We start from the raw sequence: 18,563 nt of genomic DNA, 5'->3' as shown, positions 1-18,563 counted from the left end.
CCTCCTACCTTAATTAAATTCCCTTATTCCACTGAAGCTTATAATTAGCTATTATTTTGTCAATAATTTTTATCTAATTAACGTTATTCTTTTTGTGACAATGGGACAATTTTCAGCTTTTAACGATAAAAAATAAGTCCCATTTGGTTTTTCATTAGTATTCCATAATGTTTTATAACTTCCCTTATCGTAATTAGCATCATTAATAACATCAATTACTCTTCCTGTTATATCTAACACTTCCAATTTTACTCTGCTCTTATTTTCTATCCCAAAAGTTATATTGATGGAGTTTTTCGTAACAATGGAAGGCATTTTCAACCAATTTCCGGTTGTTTTAATTTTGTTTTCTTCTGTCCCTACGCCGGAACAGGGATTAAGATATGCAAATACGTGCCCTGTAGTTGCAGTTGCTTCAGTTACTATTATGTCCGGGCAGCTATCTCCGTCAAGATAAGTTACATAAGGCAAATCAAATAAAATATACTGCACATCTATACTATGAGATGTAAAATTACCAAATCCATCATTCTCATACCATCTAATCCAGTAATCTCTTCCGCAGGCGACTATATCCATATCTCCATCCGGTTCAAAGTCTCCGACATCAATGCCATCCACTTTGCTTGCCGAAGCATCTACGGTATATTTTGTAAAAGAAGCCCCACCATTATTCTTATACCAATAAAGTTTTCCATCATTAGATGCGCCTGCAAGTAAATCTTTTCTACTATCTCCATCAAAATCCGCGCATCTTACGCCTCCACCCCCCGGAGGGTCTCCCATATGCAAGCCAAGATTATCCACTACAATTTGAGCGAATCCTTCTGCGCCGTTGTTTTTATAAACAAGCAATCTTGCCGGTGAAGTTCCGTTAGCTCCAAAAAATTCTTCGGTTACGGCTATTTCTAAATGTTTATCCCCTTCATCGTCAAAACAATCTACCTTCCATCCATTACAAGTTCCTATGAAATTTTCCGTGAAACTCATACTGCCGTTATTTTTATACCAATAGAGGCCTGATTCCAGTATCAATGAAGCGCTGGGCGCACTACCGGATACAACAATATCCAGCCATGTGTCATTATTTATGTCTTCTAATTTTATTTGCCTGAATCTTGTTGTGTGAGTAGGTAAAACGGTTGTAGTAAAAGTTCCGTTCCCGTTGTTTTTATGTACGGCAAGAAAACTAATCGCAGTTGCAGCAGACTGAACGAATGAAGACACTGCATCTATCCACCCATCCTTATCGAGGTCTCCAGCTACTATTTCCAGACACCATCTATCGCCTGTATAAATAACATTTTTAGCCCCCCATGTCATTCCTTTGCCGAGATTTGAATACCAGACCGCCTGATAATCGTCAACAATAGTAGCAAAAGCATCGTATTCCCATTTGGGATTATTGTTTTCTACATCACCTGCCCAGTCTCCATGTGGTTTTTTTACATTATCGGATATCGTGAACCTTGAAAAAGTTACTGTTGAAAAAGCACTGTCTTTCCAAATCGCCAAACACATAAACGTAGCAATTATTAGCAATATTGTTTTTTTCATAGCACATCTCCCCGATAAAGAAATTGTTCTCTGACTTTATCTAATACTAATATGTATATATTTTTAACGTTTGTCAAGGGGTAAAATTGCCAATGAGCTAATTTTTCTATAATTTATCGATTTAGCCTTTTTTAGACCTGAAATAGTATGTTTCTTTGAACAAACATAAAGGGTTATTACAAATTTAAAACAGAGGGGTGTTAAATAAAACAAATCATAAGCGTAGAATTATAACCTAAAATGGAATTTTTAGAGTAGAAAAATTATTGTTGTCCTCAACTAATGTTTCTAATTTTTGTACTATCAAAATCATTGCTTCGGTATCTAGAGCGCAATATTTCTCAAGAGCATTTCTGACTTGTTGTATTTCTTCAGGTGTTGTTTTCCTCCCTACAAGGGAACCGTAAGTAATATAAAAATATTTCAAAAACGCAGTCCCACCATTGGATATTTCCATCTCGCTGTAACTTTTATTTGTCAGCGCGGGAAGCACGGATTTAATTGAAGCGCTGCCTTTTTGTTTGGAGTTGTAATAATAAAAATTTCTAAAAGGATTAATTAAATCTACCATTCTTTTAATTGTTTCGTTAACCCATTGTTTGTATTCCGGGAAATATTCTCCAAGGTCGGTAAATATTTTTTGCTCAAAACTCTGATTATAGACTAAAATACTACCGGAATCTTTTAATAGTTCTTTTAGTTTTTGAATAATAACTGCTCTTGTATCTATTGCACCGTCTGTTAAATAAGAAAAATGATTGGGGACTTTTGATTTTTTTTCAATTATGTGGAGGGAAAATTGAAAAGGAATATGTTGATGTGGTCTTGTCCCATCATATAATGGAATGGCAGTGGTGTAAGTTTCAAAATCCAAAAAGTATAAAGGATAGTGTAATGTATTCAAAAATTCTTTAATTCCTCTTTTATCTAAAAAAGGGTTTCCGCTTTTCTCACAATAAATTTGTTTTTTTTGTTTTTCGTCTAATTCACAATCTTCGGGAATGTCTTTCATTGAAAGTATTCCGGATTCAAATAATTCAAAAGCTTTCTCCCTACCGCGGTATAATTGGAATACATTATTTTCAGGAAGGAAATCCCAGCAATATTCTTTCAAAGGACACTCATAAGGAGTATTGCAATGCTTGCCGATTTTAATATCCGGCACTTCTCTTTTTGACATATTTTTAAGCATTAAGTTAATTCTTTCTTCCATCCCGATAGTTTCTTTTTCTATTTCGGCGCTTACATCTTTTCTGATAAAAAATTGTGTCGGGTCGATTTCTCCATTTTTTATGTATTCATTATTTATATACATTACAAAGCAATTTTTTATTTTGAGCCCGGCCCTTTCATAACAATATTTCTGGAATGCAACATCCTGAATATGAACATCTTTTACGCTTGTGGAACTTTTAACTTCTACTATATTCCATTGATTGTCTTCAGTTGGTTCTAAGATGTCTACTTTTGCGTATACTCTGCCTGCAAGGAATCCGGCTTCAAATAAGGGGACTCTCAAGGATAAAGCTTTTTGGGATTCTTCAATATTTTCCTTGAACCCCATTGCCTCGAAACCTTTTCCGTTCGGAAAGAATTTTTTGGCAAGTTCTCCGACTAAATTTCCCTGTTCAAATACAAATTGAGTCCCTTCGTCGGTTTCGGGGATTTTATCCGCTTCATTCAGGAGCATCCATAAGTATTTATGACACTGTAATCCGTTAAGGTATTTTGATTTTGTCAGAAGCGGCGCATATTGCATTATTTAGTTATTGTTTTTTTAATGTATAAGGGTTTTCTATAAAGTCAATTAGTTTTATTTTGTAAACTTATATGCAACCCTTCCCGCGACAAATTCTGGGCTGTCTCGTAACAAATGTAGGACCGTATGGGATGGGGCAATTAAAAATTATATAAGTTAAAGTATTGATTCCCGCTTATGGAGAAGAAGCGAGTACTATATCACAACTCCGTCTTTCATCTTGACTTTCCCTTTAACGATTGTCATTACGGGTTTACCTTTTAGTTCCCATTTGTCAAACGGGCAATTTCTTGATTTGGATTCAAACTTATTTGCATCTACTGTCCATTCTTTGTTTAAATCAATTATGGTTATGTCTGCAGGCATACCCGGAGTCAATTTTCCTGCGGGCAGGTTAAATATATTTGCGGGATTACAGGTTAGTTTCGCAATCAAAGTATTGAGCGGTATAATATTTTTATGCACTAATTCCGACAGTAATACTCCTAAAGAAGTTTCTATACCTATCATTCCACAGGCGGCTTTTTCCCAAACCGAATCTTTATCTGCTTTGGTATGAGGTGCATGGTCGGACGCGATTACATCAATTGTTCCATCAAGTAGCCCTTCTTGCATTGCTTTTACATCTGAAATTTTTCTCAAGGCGGGATTTACTTTTGTAAGCGTTCCGTATTTTTTTTCGAATGATTTATCCAGAACAAGATGATGCGGTGTAACTTCGCAGGTTATATTCAAACCTTTTGATTTGGCGATTCTTATTGCATTCAAACTTTCTTCAAGACTTATATGAGCAAAATGCAAAGAAGCGTTGGTTTTTTTTACTAATTCAATATCTCTTTTTACGTAAAATATTTCCGGTTCTTCGTTTAATTTTCCGGTAATAGATTCTGCCCAACCAGAAGATTCGCAGTGAGGCGAGAGCATTGTTTTGTTTTTTTGAGCTTCAACCAGAGCTTTTTGCATAAGCTCGGGATATATTACGGGGTCGCCGTCATCCGTAAACATAGTCGCGCCGCTGTCTTTCAAATCCTTAATATCCGTTAATTTGTTATGTTTATCGCCGGTTGTAATACAGGCGGACGAGTATAAGTTTATCAATCCTACTTCTTTACCTCTGGTTATAACTTTTTTTAAAATATCCGAATTATCTATTCTGGGTTGGGTATTGGGTTCGCAGATGACAGAAGTAAATCCACCGGCAAGCGCAGCTCTTGAGCCTGTACGAATATCTTCTTTTTGTTCTTCTCCCGGCTCGCGAAAATGTGTATGAACATCAATAAGACCAGGCGTGATTATAAGATTAGAAGCATCGATTATAGTTGCATCTTTTTGGAATATGTTGGGAGCGACTGAATCAATGATGCCGTCTTTAATGAGAATATCCAACTTAGCGTCTATATTATTGGTGAGGTCAATTACTCTGCCGTTTTTAATTAATAAGTAATTATGCACGAGGGTGTCCGGTTTTATAAGCGTCTTTTAATTTTTCGACAGTTAAATGGGTATAAATTTGAGTCGAAGCGATTGAAGCATGTCCTAACAATTCCTGTATTGTGCGTAAATCACAACCTTTGTTGAGCATTACGCTTGCGTAGGTATGGCGTAAAGTATGTGGACTCATTCTTCGTAACTCTGCAATCATTCGTATATGTTTATTTACTATATTTTGTAAACCTCTTTGTGAAAGTCTTTGATTGTATTTGTTTAAGAATAAGGGCGCATCCCTCTCCATCATATTTCTATTTGCAATATAATTTTTTAAAACATATATAGCGGTGCGAGTTAGAGGAATTTTACGTTCTTTGGAACCTTTTCCCAGAACCGTTACGGTTTCATTAACAAAATCCAGACTTCCTATATTCATTCCGATTAATTCGGATGCCCTGACTCCTGTTCCGTATAGAGTTTCGAGAATAGCCCTGTCTCTTGGAGAAAGGTTTTCAGTGTCCATAAGTTTTTCTGCGGATTCTTCCGTAAGGAAAGAAGGTAATTTCGATTCTATTTTAGGCGCCTTGACGTTAACGGCAGGATTTTTTGATATGGTTCCTTTTTCAACTAGAAATTTGAAGAAAGAGCGTAAAGCGGAAAGTTTTCTGTTAGCTGTACTGTTATCAAAGCCATATCGTCTTAGCCCTGCCAGGAAATTTGTTAACTCTTTTTTGCCTATTGCAGTAACGGGTTTATCGGGAAAGCCATCTTTAAATTCTTTTAAGTCTGTAGCATAACCTTTTACCGTATGCTCAGACGCATTTTTTAACCTCAAAGACTCAATAAATTCTGCAATTTCATGTTCCATTTTTTATATTTTATTATCGTATTTACGAGTTACACTTCCGGATGGAAATTTAGAAAACATTATCCATAAAATGCTTACAATAATTGCATAAATAGAAAACTTAAGCGGCCAGTGAAAGCGAGTATTAGTTACAAAAAAGGCAAGCATCATAATTATTGCAGAGAAACAAATATCATAAAATAGTTTTCCATTATTTTTCCGTTTTAATATGTGGGAGACCCCTTTAATAGAGCCTTTAAGATTAATAGCATCCGGGGAAGCTCCGGTATGAGTAATCTGGAATACTCCCCCTTCTTCTTTATCAAGATAATCAAATTGGATATTCAAAATGTTATTTTGCCCGGTTTCTTCAAGCCTGAAATTATTTGCTTTATTTTTAACATAAATTATGTCTTTATCCAGTATTTTAGTTCCGCCACCTATTTCTATCCTTAAGGGGTCATTTTGAGCAATATCTCCGGAATCGATAGTTTCGTTGCCGGCATTAAAAAAAACAACTTTAGTCAAAGAAACCGTATTTACTTTAGCGCCTTCATATAAAATGGACATTTTGGAGAACTTTTCTTCCCCTTTTAACAATTCAAAAGTTTTCATCCAATAGATTGGTTTTTTGAGTTTTTTGCTCTTGATGTAAAATATAATTGCAAGAACAAATCCTACAAATCCAATTAAGAAGCTGATACCATTAATTACGGGGTTTTTTGATATTTCCAAGAAAAAAGAAACAGAATCCGGATCAGGATGTTGCATATATTTTAATATATATGTAGGAGTAGCTTTCCGTCAATGTTTTTTTTGTAAAGAGGAAATAGTAACAACAGAACACAGAGAAATAGGACAGGATTGACAGGATAATAGAAAAAGTAAAATCATAGAGTTAAAGAATAAACTACAAATAGAGAATATAAAGAATTTTATCCACGAATCCGGCAAAAGATTCCGGACTATAGTGAACGCTAATTAGCACGAAAACAAGGACAGAAAAAGGAAAGAGTAACCGCAGATGAACGCAAATACACGCGGATAAGAAATACAGAAAACGGAAATTTAGAGAGTTAAAAAATAACGGGAAACAACTGTCCATGAAATCACGAAAAGACGAAAAACACGAAAGAAAATAGAGAACAGATAGGATGAAGAGGACAGAATACAGTTTGGGGTTAAAAAATAAAAAATACTTGCAAAATAAAAAAATAGATACATAATAGCAAAGTATCTGTAAATATAAATAAATGGAGAGCAACAAATAGAAGTCTTTTTATTTGCCTGTTAGTGATGAAAAAACGATGGGCAGGAGGTGAGAATGAAGCAATATAGGCTGGCGTTTATATGGACAGCGTTGATGCTTATAGTATCAAGTATCCCTAATTTTGAAGTACCCGGGGTAGATAAGATATTTGGTATAGACAAATTAGCACACCTTAGTGAATATTTTATACTTGCATTTTTGGTTTTTTCCGGTGAAACCGGATACCAATCTCTAATCCACCGGAGGTGGAAAGAGCTTGGTAAAATTCGGAGCTCTAATAAATATAGTGTGCCAATAAAATTATGTATTATCTTATGTTTTGCAGCAATAGATGAATTACATCAGCATTTCATTCCGGGAAGAACAGTGGAATGGGCGGATTTCGCTGCTAATTCTATAGGTTGTATATGTGGACTTGTTATCCTACCAAAAACATTATAAAAATGATAAATAATAGATGCCTGTCTGCGGTAGGCAGTGATTATATGGGCTTGTTATCAGGAGGAAAGGATGAGATTGTTTAAAAAACCACAAGTATTGAGTTTGAGTGATGTTTCTAATCGTGTAAATGACTTAAATATCAGGATTCAAAAACTTGAATATGAATACAAAGCATTAAAAAACCATAATAAAAAATGGGAAAACTTAAAAGTAGGCGTATTTGTGGATGTCCAAAATATGTTTTATGCCGCAAAAAAGAATTACGAATCAAGACTTGATTATATGAAACTTTTACATCATGCAGTTAAAAGGAGAAGGCTGATAAAAGCAACTGCTTATATGATTGAAAACCCTGAAATTGACCAATCGGGATTTGTATCACTTCTGGAACACCACTCTTTTGACGTAAGGCGTAAATCATTAATCCAAAGAGCAGACGGTTCTCAAAAAGGAGATTATGATATGGAAATTGCTCTTGAGATATTGAGTATGGTTGATAATCTTGATGTGGTTGCGCTTGTTTCCGGGGATGGGGATTTTGTAAGCCTTGTAGAAACAGTCAAAGCAAGAGGGCCTAGAGTTGAAGTCTATAGTTTCCCTCATAATACCGCAATGGAATTAAAAGAAGTTGCGGATGATTTTTTCCCTATAGGCGATGACCTTTTATATGGCAGAAACAACGGGAAAGGTGGAAAATAATGAAATTGAGGACGCATAATTGCGGAGAATTAAGAAAAGAAAACGAAAACAACACCGTTAAACTTGCCGGGTGGGTTGAAGGATTGCGATTGCACGGCAAAGTAGCTTTTATAAATTTAAGGGATAGATACGGTATTACACAGGTTGTAGTAAAAGAAGATAGTTTACTTGAAGAAATAAAAGCTATCGGTAATGAATGGGTTATTGCCGTTACCGGGAAAGTGGTGTCAAGACCGACAGGAATGGAGAACCTTAAGATGGACACCGGGCAAATAGATGTAGAGGCAGAGAAAATTGAAATCCTTTCTAATTCTGCTGTCCCACCATTTGTTATAACGGATGAGATAACTGCAAAAGACGAATTGCGATTAAAATACAGGTATCTTGATTTAAGACGCATATCTATGCAAAAAGCAATAATTTTTAAAAGCAAACTTATGTATTTAATAAGCGAACATCTTCAATCTCAAGATTTTATTAATGTAGAAACTCCCTTATTGGGGCGAAGCACACCGGAAGGTGCGAGAGACTTCCTTGTGCCCTCAAGAATACATAAAGGAAAGTTTTATTCGTTAGTTCAATCTCCACAGATTTATAAACAGTTGCTTATGATAGCAGGATTTGAAAAATATTACCAGTTTGCAAGATGTATGAGAGATGAAGACCAGCGAAAAGACAGGCAGCCGGAATTTACTCAACTTGACATAGAATTATCGTTTATTGATGAAGAAGAAATATTTGTTCTTATTGAGAAACTTATGCAATATGTATTTTCTAAATTGTGTAATATACAATTGAATATACCACTCAGAAGAATGACTTACAACGAAGCGCTGGAGACTTATGGAAGCGATAAACCGGATTTAAGATATGAATTATATTTAAAAGATGTAACGGAATTGTGTCATAAAACGGATTTTAACATATTCAAGTCGGCGCAGGCCGTAAAATGTTTGTTCTTTGAGACGGATGTATCACGGAAAATGATAGCAGAATTTGAAAACGTGGCAAAAGGTTATGGTATGGGATTGGGTTGGCTTAAATATGCAGACAATACTTTCTCCGGTAGCGTTGCCAAGTTTTTTAATCCCGAAGCATTAAAAGAACTGGAGAATCTTACCGGGAGTAAACCGGGCAGCTTATTGTTTGTTGCCGGTGAGCGTAAGCGGGCGAACGAAGCATTAGGCGGAATTCGTAATTACATTATAAATAATTATTTACTGCAAAGACCGGGGCAGTATGAGTTTACCTGGATAACGGATTTCCCTATGTTTGACAGGGATGCGGTTACAAAAAAATTGGTTACTGCACATCATGCTTTTGTAACTCCAAAAGATGAGACAAATATGGAATCTAATCCTGATGCTACAATCGGGAGACTGTATGACCTTGTTCTTAATGGTGTGGAGCTTGGTTCAGGCAGTATAAGGCCGCATACAAGAGAACTACAGGAAAAAATCCTGGGTGTCGTAGGAATGGACGCAGAGTCGCGGGAAGCGAATTTTGGTTGCCTGCTGAAAGCCTTAGAATATGGCGCACCGCCGCACGGAGGAATTGCGCTTGGCGTGGATAGATTTACTGCGATATTACTGGGAATGAACAGCATACAGGATGTAATTGCTTTCCCTAAAACTTTAAGCGGAGTGGGTTTGTTGGAAGACATTCCTTCGGAGGCTACGGAAGCACAATTAGAAGAACTAAGCATAAAAATAAAGAAAGATGAACAGACCAAGAATATATCCTAATCCTGCTTTGAGAAGCAAGACTTGTGAAGTTACTAATTTTGACCCTGCACATATTAATTATGTTATTAAGATTATGGCAGATTCTATGAAAAAATATAAGGCAGTTGGGTTTGCGGCAAATCAGTTTGGAATACTTGAAAAAATAGTTCTTGCAAATGTGGGAAAAGAGAATATTGTAGTCATTAATCCTGAGATTATTGAATCCAGAGGAGAATTTACGGAAGATGAGGGCTGTATATCTTTTCCCGGTGTGGAAATTACTATTACAAGACCGAATTATGTAGTAGTACGAGGATTAGATGAAAACGGAGAATCAAAAATTATAGAGGTAGGTGATTTGCTGGCAAGGGTTCTTCAACACGAAATAGACCATTTAAATGGGATACTTATTGTAGATAAATTAAGTCCAACGGAACGGCTCAATTTTGAGCGTTTGTGGAAAAGGGGTGACTATGAAAGAAAAAATCCATCCTCAGTATTATAGGGATGCAAAGATTATCTGTGCCTGTGGAAATGTTGTAACAACGGGTTCTACAAAAAAAGAAATACATGTAGAAATTTGTGCTAAATGCCATCCGTTCTTCACCGGGAAAGAAAAACTTGTTGATACTGCCGGTAGAGTAGAAAAATTCAGAAAGAAATATGAAAAGAAGCCAGAGGTAGCAGCAAAGGTAGAAAAGCCGGAAAAAGCCGTAAAATCAGCGAAGAAAACAAGCAAAAAATAATTTGTGATTGGGTAGGTGGAATAAAATCATTTCACCTACCCTTTATTAAGGTTTTTCAGATAGAAGAGGTCAATGCATATATGCATATTGGTTTTGGCAAGTATTACTTCCGCTTTAACTCAACTTTCAAAATCAGTATATTTTAATGAAGCGGACGTTTCTCTTAAGACCTACAATAACTATACTATTCCCGGATTTTCGAATAATGCTAAAAATTCATTTATAACTTCTACTAAAACAGAGGCTTATTTAGATATACAGGGGAATCCACAACTTCCGGTAAAGTGTATACGTTTTTTAATTCCTGAAGACAAAAGCGTAAAAAGCGTAAAAGTAGAGGCAAGTAATTTTACATACTTACCCGGGGAATATAATATTTTTCCTGCCCAGCCACCTCAGATAATTTCTATGCCTGTAAAAAAATCTGTTGTTCCTCCGAATCCGATTGTATATAATTCCAATTCTGAGTATCCCGGTAAAATCGTTGAATTTATTGGGGAAGGCAATATTCGAAATTATAAAGTTGCTGAAGTTCTTGTATGTCCGTTGCAATATATTCCGGCGAGTAAAAAACTTAAACTCTATACAGAGCTAAAAATAAGCTTAGAACTTGAACCGTCAAAATTACAGCAGAATGTTCAAAAATATACATTTGAGCCGGTATTTGGTGATTTGGTTAAATCAATAATTATAAACCCTGAAGATTTTGTTTCTACAAAATGCAAGTTCAATAATAATGGGTATGAATATTTAATTATAACTGCGGATTCACTTGTTTCTGTTTTTGAGTCTTTTGCCAACTGGAAAACTGCTCGTGGAGTAAAGACGGTTATAAGAACCACAGAATGGATAAATACAAATTATGCAGGCAGAGACCTAGCGGAAAAAATACGGAATTTTATTAAGTTTGCCGCTGATTCGGGTGTAGTATGGGTATTATTAGGCGGAGATGTAGATATAGTTCCTTCGAGAACGGCTTATGCAATGACTTCAAATGGGGGCGCAATGCAAAACGAAGATAGTATCCCTTCGGATTTGTATTATTCGGATTTGGACGGAACTTGGGACACAAACGGAAACGGAACTTTTGGCGAGTTGGCAGACAACGTTGACCTTTATCCGGATGTTTTTGTCGGGAGAGCTCCCGTTAAAAGCGGCAATGATGTGATAAATTTTGTTAATAAAACTATAAAATATGAAGAAAATCCTTCTAATAGTTATTTGAATAAGGCATTGTTTTTTGCTGAAATTTTATGGTCTTCTCCGTATACGGACGCAGGTATCTCTAAAGATATAATTGGTAATTTATTTCCCCAGAATTTCAGTATAGAAAAACTATATGAATCAAAAGCAAATGAAAATCGGACAAGTGTCATTAATGCAATAAATTCCGGTAAAGCATTATTGAACCACGACGGACACGGATGGATTAATCTTATGGGGACAGGTCCGGATAATTTAGGCATTACGGATGTGGATACTCTAAAAAATAATAATACCCAGGGGATTTTATATTCAATTGGTTGTTGGGTAGGAGCTTTCGATTATAATTGTGTTGCAGAACATTGGATTCTAAACCCTAATGGCGGGGGAGTTGCAGTAATTGCAAATTCCAGATATGGCTGGGGGGCGCAGGGAAATCCGGGATATGGATATTCGGATAAAATAGACGAAGATTTTTATTTTAATTTATTTAAATCAAATATAACAAAAATCGGGCAGACTCTTGCTCAAACTAAACTTGATTATGTCCCATTTTCCAGAGATAAAAACGTTTACAGATGGCACCAATACGAACTTAATTTGCTCGGAGACCCGCAACTGGATATATACACGGACACATTATCTATGTTGAATGTAGAATCTCCTGATAGTATCCCTGTTGGGACAAGTAATTTAAAAATTAATGTAAGAAACGATAATACTCCGGTTGTAAATGCTCTTGTTTGTTGTTATAAAGGGAATGAAGTATATGAACGTGATTTTACGGATGAATCGGGGGAAGTTAATTTTGCAGTATCTCCGTCTTCTACCGGAAATTTATTGCTTACGGTTACAGGACATAATTTTTATCAACACCGGAGCGTTATAAAAATCTTTGGTGCCGGCGCCAATCCGGGATATTACAGCCATTCCATAATAGATTCAGGTGGCAATGGAGAGATAAACCCGGGAGAAAAAATTGACATTACGGTGGAACTAAAAAACTTTGGTTCCCAAACCGCAAACAATGTGAATACAGTTTTAAGGACACAAGACTCCTTTATGATTTTGATAGATAGCGCAAACAATTTTGGTAATATATTATCCGATAGTATTAAATCGGGCGCTTTTAGTTTTTGTGTTAGAAATGATTGTCCGAATAATCATATATTACAAAGTTTATTGAATATTCCGGGATTTAATTCCGTGCCGTTAAACTTTACGGCGCAAACACCTGAAATTGTTTATAAATCCTGTTCTACGGCAGTCATGCCATATACGGGAGACACTCTTGATTTATACATAACTATAAAAGATTCAGGTGGTATAGCCAATAATGTTATCAGCGAATTACAAACAGAAAGTCCCCAATACATAACGATGATTGATAGTATAAAAAGTTTCGGGACTATTGCCCGGGATTCTTCGGCAACTATACCGTATAAGATTGTAATAAACTCTATATGCCCTGTTCCATCATATCAAAAATTTACAATTATTTCTACAACGGGAACTTATTCATTTAAGGATAGTTTCTGGTTAAATATAGGGCAGGGAATAAATTGTTTCTCTGATAATTTTGAAAGCGATACGATTTGGACTACCGGGGGCACAAATAACAATTGGTTATTGACGGCGCACGGAGCGCATTCCGGCGTATATTCATATTATTGTGGGAATGCAGGACAATGGGAATATAACAACAGTACGAATTGCTGGTTAAAAAGTTCTGAATTTATTTTGGGACCGGATTCGTATTTATCTTTCTGGTCATGGTTTAATGTTACTACTTATGGAGCGGATGGAATTTATGTGGAAATCGGCAGAAATACAATATGGGATACTCTTGACCTTATTGGTTCCGGTGGCGCATTAGCTAATAAAGATACAGCGGACAAATATTTTTCAAATGACTGGTTGCCACGTTTTTATAGTTTGTTGTCGTACCCTGTTGGCTGCACTTTACAGGTAAGATTTAGTTTTGTTTCGGACAACAAAAACGTTGCGGAAGGTTTTTATGTGGATGATATAAATGTAGGTCCATTACAAGAATTCCCCTTAATAAATAGAACTAATATTTCAGTAAAAGACAGCAACAATAATATTGTCGAAGCCGGGGAGAAGATAAATATTACTGCTTCTCTTGCGGCAGAGAATAAAGATTTTTCTTCGGTATATGTTATTTTAAGAACTACTGATTCATTGGTAAACATTATTGATGATAGTGTGTATTTTGGAGATATATCAATGAATGAATTTGTAAACGGAACTTTTTCGTTTGTTCCCCAAACCGGTTTAAGCATAGGGCATAAAATGAGATTTTCTTTAAATATTAAGGGAACCGGATATGAAAATAGAAATGAATTTGTTATTAAAATTGGAGATAAACTTGGAGTAGAAGATTCATCGATTTCGGATTTGGGATTGCGGAATGCGGAATTGAAGATAGACCCTAATCCATTTGTTGGAAGTACCGTTATTAGTTATAAGCTGTTAGCGAGAGATACTAAGGCAGAAATAACGATTTATGATATTACAGGAAGAATGGTAAAAAACATAACGCTCCCTCCTAAATTATTGACCAATACTGTAAAATGGGATGCTACGGCTTATTCGTCGGGAGTCTATTTTATAAAGCTTAGTGCAGGGGAATATAAAATGATAAGGAAAGTTATTTTGATACAATGAAATTTATAATATAACAAAAATTTTAAGGAGGAATAGATGTTCAACTTAATAATGGTGTTATTTTTAACTTTTGATGGAAGTTCAGTCAGCACTTCCCGCAGGAGCGAAGCTTTGCTTATGAATCCCGCCGGGCTTGGGATGAATATGGGAGTGGAAGCTATGTATATGTTTAAAAACGATGAACATATTTTTTCTACTTTAATCGGAAACAGCGGGTTTGGAGTTAAATTCAAAGGGAATGATTATCCCGTCCTTATGACCGGGACCGGAATCAATTTAGTAAACATATTATATCTTGGTTACGGAAGCGAATATCAATATGGAAAAAGCTCTATTTATACAGTAGGCGGCATATTCAGACCCAGCAGATTTATTTCAACCGGAGCATTTATGCCCGTAAAAAGTAATCCTGACGTTAAAATTGGTATAGCCGTTAGACCTCTAACGGACAGAGTTACATTGTTTTATGACGCAACTTACAGTTATGAACAGGATAGTATAAAAGATTACTTTTACGGAGTAGGAGTAGAATTAATAAATGGAATAAGCATTGCCGTAAAAAGTGGAAAAGATAAGGTGATAAATGTCGGAGCAGAAATTTCGTTTGGCAATTTTAAAATCGGCGGATTTAAGAATAAAGAAACCAATCCTCAGGAAGTATCATTGATTGCCTCTAATGAGACATATCGCTCCGTCCCCATAAAATCAAATAAAAAAAGAGCGGTTGGATTGGATATTAAAGGCGCTTATCCTGAGTTGAAAATGGAGACAAACTTTTTTGGGATTACTCTTGGAAAACAAGAACCCGTATTTTATAATTTATTACGAAAGCTTGAAAAGGTTAAAAACAATAAAAACATAACTACCATAGTTATCAGGTTTGAAAATTATTCGTTAGGGATGGCGCAACTTGAAGAACTTTACAATGAACTCAAAGAACTCAAAGCAAAAGGTAAAAAAATAATTACATTTGCAAATGAATATGGACTTGGAAGTTATTATCTTGCTTCCCTGTCGGATTATATTGTCTTGCAACCTCTTGGTTATGTTGAAATTCCGGGATTATCCGTAAAATCGGTTTATTTAAAAGGAACTATGGAAAAACTTGGAGTTGAGGCGGATATAGCCCGTGTCGGGAAATACAAATCCGCTACAGAAGCATTAGAACGTAAAGATATGTCCGATGAAAGCAAAGAACAAATAGGCGCTCTTCTCGACGACATTTGGAATCCTATGGTTGCGGAGATTGCCGTGAACAGAAGCTTGCCATTAGATAGTTTGCAAAAACTTGTAAATACGGAAGCGTTTTTTAACTCGGATGATGCCTTAAAGAATGGATTAGTAGATACCGTTATTTATGAGGATGAGCTGGATGATTTCGTAAAAACGCTTATTAACAAAAAGACAAAAGTAGAAAAATTAGACAAGATGCTCAAGGAACGGAAAGTTCCGACCGAATGGCAGCCGGACAAATCTTCTCCTAAAATAGCCGTCCTTATAGCCGAAGGAGACATAATAACGGGAGAGAGCTCGAAGGATTGGCTTTTTGGGACAAAAACTATCGGTTCAAAGTCATTGGTTAAAGCATTCAAAGATATAGAAAAGGACAAATCCATAAAATCCGTTGTGTTTCGTATAAATTCCGGTGGCGGTGATGGGTTTGCGTCGGAAGTAATCTTAAGAGCAATGAAAAAGACGATGGCTAAAAAACCTGTAATCGTTTCTATGGGAGATGTTGCAGGTTCGGGAGGTTATTATATTGGATGTCAGGCAAATAAAATAGTTGCGGATAATTATACGCTTACAGGTTCAATAGGCGTTTTCGGAGCGAATATTATATGGAATGGGCTTTATGAGAAATTAGGCATTACACACGATGTAGTTAAGAGAGGCGAACATTCGGATGCTTATGCAGGATTGCGGCATTTTACAAATGATGAACAAAATAAGTTTCAACGCGAAATAGAATGGTTTTATGATAAGTTTATTTCAAGAGTTGCGGAAGGCAGAAAAATGTCAAAATCTGCCGTAGACTCAATAGGACAGGGAAGAATATGGAGTGGTACAAGCGCAAAGGGAATTAAGTTGGTAGATGAGAATTGTGGTTTATTAAAGGCGATTGAAATTGCAAAAAAAGAAGCAGGATTGACAAAAGAGCCTGAAATTGTAATATTCCCGGTTAAGAAAGGGATCTTTTAATAAGAGGTATTAGTGTAATATAACAGAAGAAATATCAACCACAGAGAACAGAATACAGGAAGATTAACTAAAGAGAAGACAAAGAAGCTTTATTTGTGGGATTTCTTGTGAGGTTCTTTAGTGGATTTTTTAGGTGATTCTTTGGACTGCTCTTTGGGCTGTTCTTTTGTAGATTCCTTAGATGTTTCTTCCGGTGTGTTTGTTTTAGTGGTATCTCCTCCAAAAACAGGAGGACTCAAAATCAGGAGACTTATTCTTCTATTTCTTCCATCATAAGGGTCATCTATTATAATAGGTTTAGTATCTGCATATCCCGTTACCATAGCGATACGCTCCGGTCCTATGTCATCAAGTTCAAGTTCTTTTCTTGCCGAAGAAGCTCTTTCTGTAGAAAGTTCCCAGTTGGTATATTGGCTTGTGGGGTACTGGTTTGCATCTGTATGTCCTTCTACTGCAATTTTACTATCAATTTCTTTCAGGACATTACACATCTCTTTTAATATTTTTTTACCGCTGGGCAATAACTCAGGGCGTCCTAACAAAAATATATAGTTTCCTTCAGGGTCACTGATATCTATTCTTAACCCGGTAGTTTTTTCTTCGTTGATGCTTATATTTTTTTTAAAATCTGATAATCTTGCTTCTATAGTAGCATTCAATTCTTTTTTCAGCCCTTCAAAATCAACAGTTTTTTGGGGAGTTTCCGCGACTGAATCTTTTTGAATCCATGTGCTTTCTTTATAAGCATTAGTTGTAAGAAAAATATTATAGGTTTTAAAGTATTCAACAAGGTCTTGTCTTTTGCCCTGGGATAGAGCCATAGTTATAAGCCACATAACTAAAAAAAAAGTCATCAAAGTAGTCATAAAATCGGCATAAGCGATTTTCCATGACCCTCCGTGCGCAGACCCACTAACAACTTTTTTTACTTTTTTTATTATAATGGGAGGTAGTTGTTGACTCATTTCTTAGGTGGTGGGGCAGATGTGGAACTTCCCTTGTCTATCGGGTTTCGCATACGGTCCAGCTCCTCAAAAGTGGGCTTATTGTCGCTGGGAATAACTCTCCTGGCGTGTTCCATTACCATCATAGAAGAAGCGCCATTTATCAATGCTAATAATGCAGTTTTTATGATTTTAAGATAGACAATGTCATCATTGGCTTTATACTCAAGATTTGTAGCAAATGGGCCGATAAAACCATAACACATTAATATACCTACAAAAGTCCCTAATAGTGCTGCGGCAATGCTTTCGCCGATGACTTCAGCCGGTTGGTCTATTTTTCCCATAGTTAGAACTACTCCTAATACTGCTGCTACCAATCCTAATCCGGGCATAGCGTCCGATGTTCTGGCTACGCTGTGCGATATAAGCATAGATTCCTCATGGAAAGCTTCTATTTCGTTGTCCATCAAAGTTTCTAAATCATTTGCCGTTATGCTGCCGCTTACAATAACTTTAAGATTATCACAAAGAAAAGTAACAAAATGATGATTTTTGAGAAAATTACTGCCGTATTTTTTGAATATTTCGCTATTAGTTGGAGAGTTAACATCAGCTTCAACAGATAAAGGCCCGTTTCTTTTTATTTTTGAAACTAATTGATATAACAATATTAATACTTCCGCATAATCTTTCTTTGTATAACCTTTTGATTTAACGGCAGCAATTAGAGCCTTAAAAGAACCAAATACTACTTTGGGAGGGTTAGCAATCAAAGAAGCCCCCAGGGCAATACCAAATACCATACCTACTTCTATGGGTTGAATCAAAATACTAATATTTCCACCCGAAAGGGCAAATCCGCCCATAACTACTCCCAAAATTAGAACGATCCCAATAATAAAAAACATTTTTTATTTAATTAAAAAAATCTATATTAAAAAATTTTTATTGTCACGACTTTATTGCCTATTATCCTATTATCTTACTATATAATACTTTAAAATTAAAAGTCAAGAGGTTTGCTCATTTTTTTAATCTGTTCCTAAAATTGTCAA

Annotated in this window: 14 protein-coding genes; 7 read left to right on the top strand and 7 right to left on the bottom strand. The window is 35.9% G+C overall.

Annotation, left to right across the window (positions count from 1 at the left end; genetic code table 11):
* Window positions 1-69: 69 nt before the first annotated feature.
* The 5 genes from WC614_01050 to WC614_01030 all read right to left on the bottom strand — a co-directional run bounded on the left by WC614_01050 (window position 70) and on the right by WC614_01030 (window position 6,362).
* A complete protein-coding gene (locus WC614_01050) occupies window positions 70-1,557 on the bottom strand; it encodes an FG-GAP-like repeat-containing protein (GenBank protein MFA5031582.1) in 1,488 nt (495 codons plus the stop codon).
* A gap of 235 nt (window positions 1,558-1,792) precedes the next feature.
* The gene (locus WC614_01045) at window positions 1,793-3,316 is read right to left on the bottom strand and encodes a DUF2779 domain-containing protein (protein ID MFA5031581.1); all 1,524 of its coding nucleotides are present in this window, start codon (window positions 3,314-3,316) and stop codon (window positions 1,793-1,795) included.
* Between the two features lie 195 nt (window positions 3,317-3,511).
* Window positions 3,512-4,768 (bottom strand): dihydroorotase, encoded by a 1,257-nt coding sequence (locus WC614_01040; GenBank protein ID MFA5031580.1) that lies wholly within the window; start codon window positions 4,766-4,768, stop codon window positions 3,512-3,514.
* Complete coding sequence (gene xerA, locus WC614_01035) at window positions 4,761-5,612, bottom strand: site-specific tyrosine recombinase/integron integrase (protein MFA5031579.1); 852 nt, start codon at window positions 5,610-5,612, stop codon at window positions 4,761-4,763. Before xerA ends, WC614_01040 begins: the two co-directional genes overlap by 8 nt.
* A gap of 3 nt (window positions 5,613-5,615) precedes the next feature.
* Entirely contained in the window at window positions 5,616-6,362 is a 747-nt protein-coding gene (locus WC614_01030; GenBank protein ID MFA5031578.1) for a hypothetical protein, read from the bottom strand.
* Between the two features lie 553 nt (window positions 6,363-6,915).
* Here WC614_01030 and WC614_01025 point away from each other — a divergent pair.
* The 7 genes from WC614_01025 (at window position 6,916) to sppA (ending at window position 16,561) form a co-directional block, all read left to right on the top strand.
* On the top strand, window positions 6,916-7,302 hold the full coding sequence (locus WC614_01025) for a VanZ family protein (protein MFA5031577.1): 387 nt from the start codon (window positions 6,916-6,918) through the stop codon (window positions 7,300-7,302).
* Between the two features lie 69 nt (window positions 7,303-7,371).
* On the top strand, window positions 7,372-8,001 hold the full coding sequence (locus WC614_01020) for an NYN domain-containing protein (GenBank protein MFA5031576.1): 630 nt from the start codon (window positions 7,372-7,374) through the stop codon (window positions 7,999-8,001).
* On the top strand, window positions 8,001-9,746 hold the full coding sequence (gene aspS / locus WC614_01015; protein MFA5031575.1) for an aspartate--tRNA ligase: 1,746 nt from the start codon (window positions 8,001-8,003) through the stop codon (window positions 9,744-9,746). Before WC614_01020 ends, aspS begins: the two co-directional genes overlap by 1 nt.
* Complete coding sequence (def, locus tag WC614_01010) at window positions 9,721-10,230, top strand: peptide deformylase (protein ID MFA5031574.1); 510 nt, start codon at window positions 9,721-9,723, stop codon at window positions 10,228-10,230. Before aspS ends, def begins: the two co-directional genes overlap by 26 nt.
* Complete coding sequence (rpmE, locus tag WC614_01005) at window positions 10,199-10,471, top strand: 50S ribosomal protein L31 (protein MFA5031573.1); 273 nt, start codon at window positions 10,199-10,201, stop codon at window positions 10,469-10,471. The genes def and rpmE overlap by 32 nt, the downstream gene beginning before the upstream one ends.
* 72 nt (window positions 10,472-10,543) lie before the next feature.
* Window positions 10,544-14,362 carry a C25 family cysteine peptidase gene (locus WC614_01000; protein MFA5031572.1) on the top strand — a complete coding sequence of 1,273 codons (3,819 nt, stop codon included), beginning with the start codon at window positions 10,544-10,546 and terminating at the stop codon, window positions 14,360-14,362.
* Between the two features lie 36 nt (window positions 14,363-14,398).
* On the top strand, window positions 14,399-16,561 hold the full coding sequence (gene sppA, locus WC614_00995) for a signal peptide peptidase SppA (protein ID MFA5031571.1): 2,163 nt from the start codon (window positions 14,399-14,401) through the stop codon (window positions 16,559-16,561).
* A gap of 89 nt (window positions 16,562-16,650) precedes the next feature.
* Here sppA and WC614_00990 read toward each other — a convergent pair whose 3' ends face one another.
* The gene (locus tag WC614_00990; protein MFA5031570.1) at window positions 16,651-17,526 is read right to left on the bottom strand and encodes a flagellar motor protein MotB; all 876 of its coding nucleotides are present in this window, start codon (window positions 17,524-17,526) and stop codon (window positions 16,651-16,653) included.
* The gene (motA, locus tag WC614_00985; protein MFA5031569.1) at window positions 17,523-18,416 is read right to left on the bottom strand and encodes a flagellar motor stator protein MotA; all 894 of its coding nucleotides are present in this window, start codon (window positions 18,414-18,416) and stop codon (window positions 17,523-17,525) included. The genes WC614_00990 and motA overlap by 4 nt, the downstream gene beginning before the upstream one ends.
* Between the last annotated feature and the right edge of the window lie 147 nt (window positions 18,417-18,563).

The sequence above is a fragment of the bacterium genome (genome assembly GCA_041649255.1).
In the GTDB taxonomy this organism is placed as follows: domain Bacteria; phylum Hydrothermota; class UBA3073; order JACQXS01; family JAQTXJ01; genus JAQTXJ01.
This window is presented reverse-complemented; position numbering and strand designations above follow the sequence as displayed.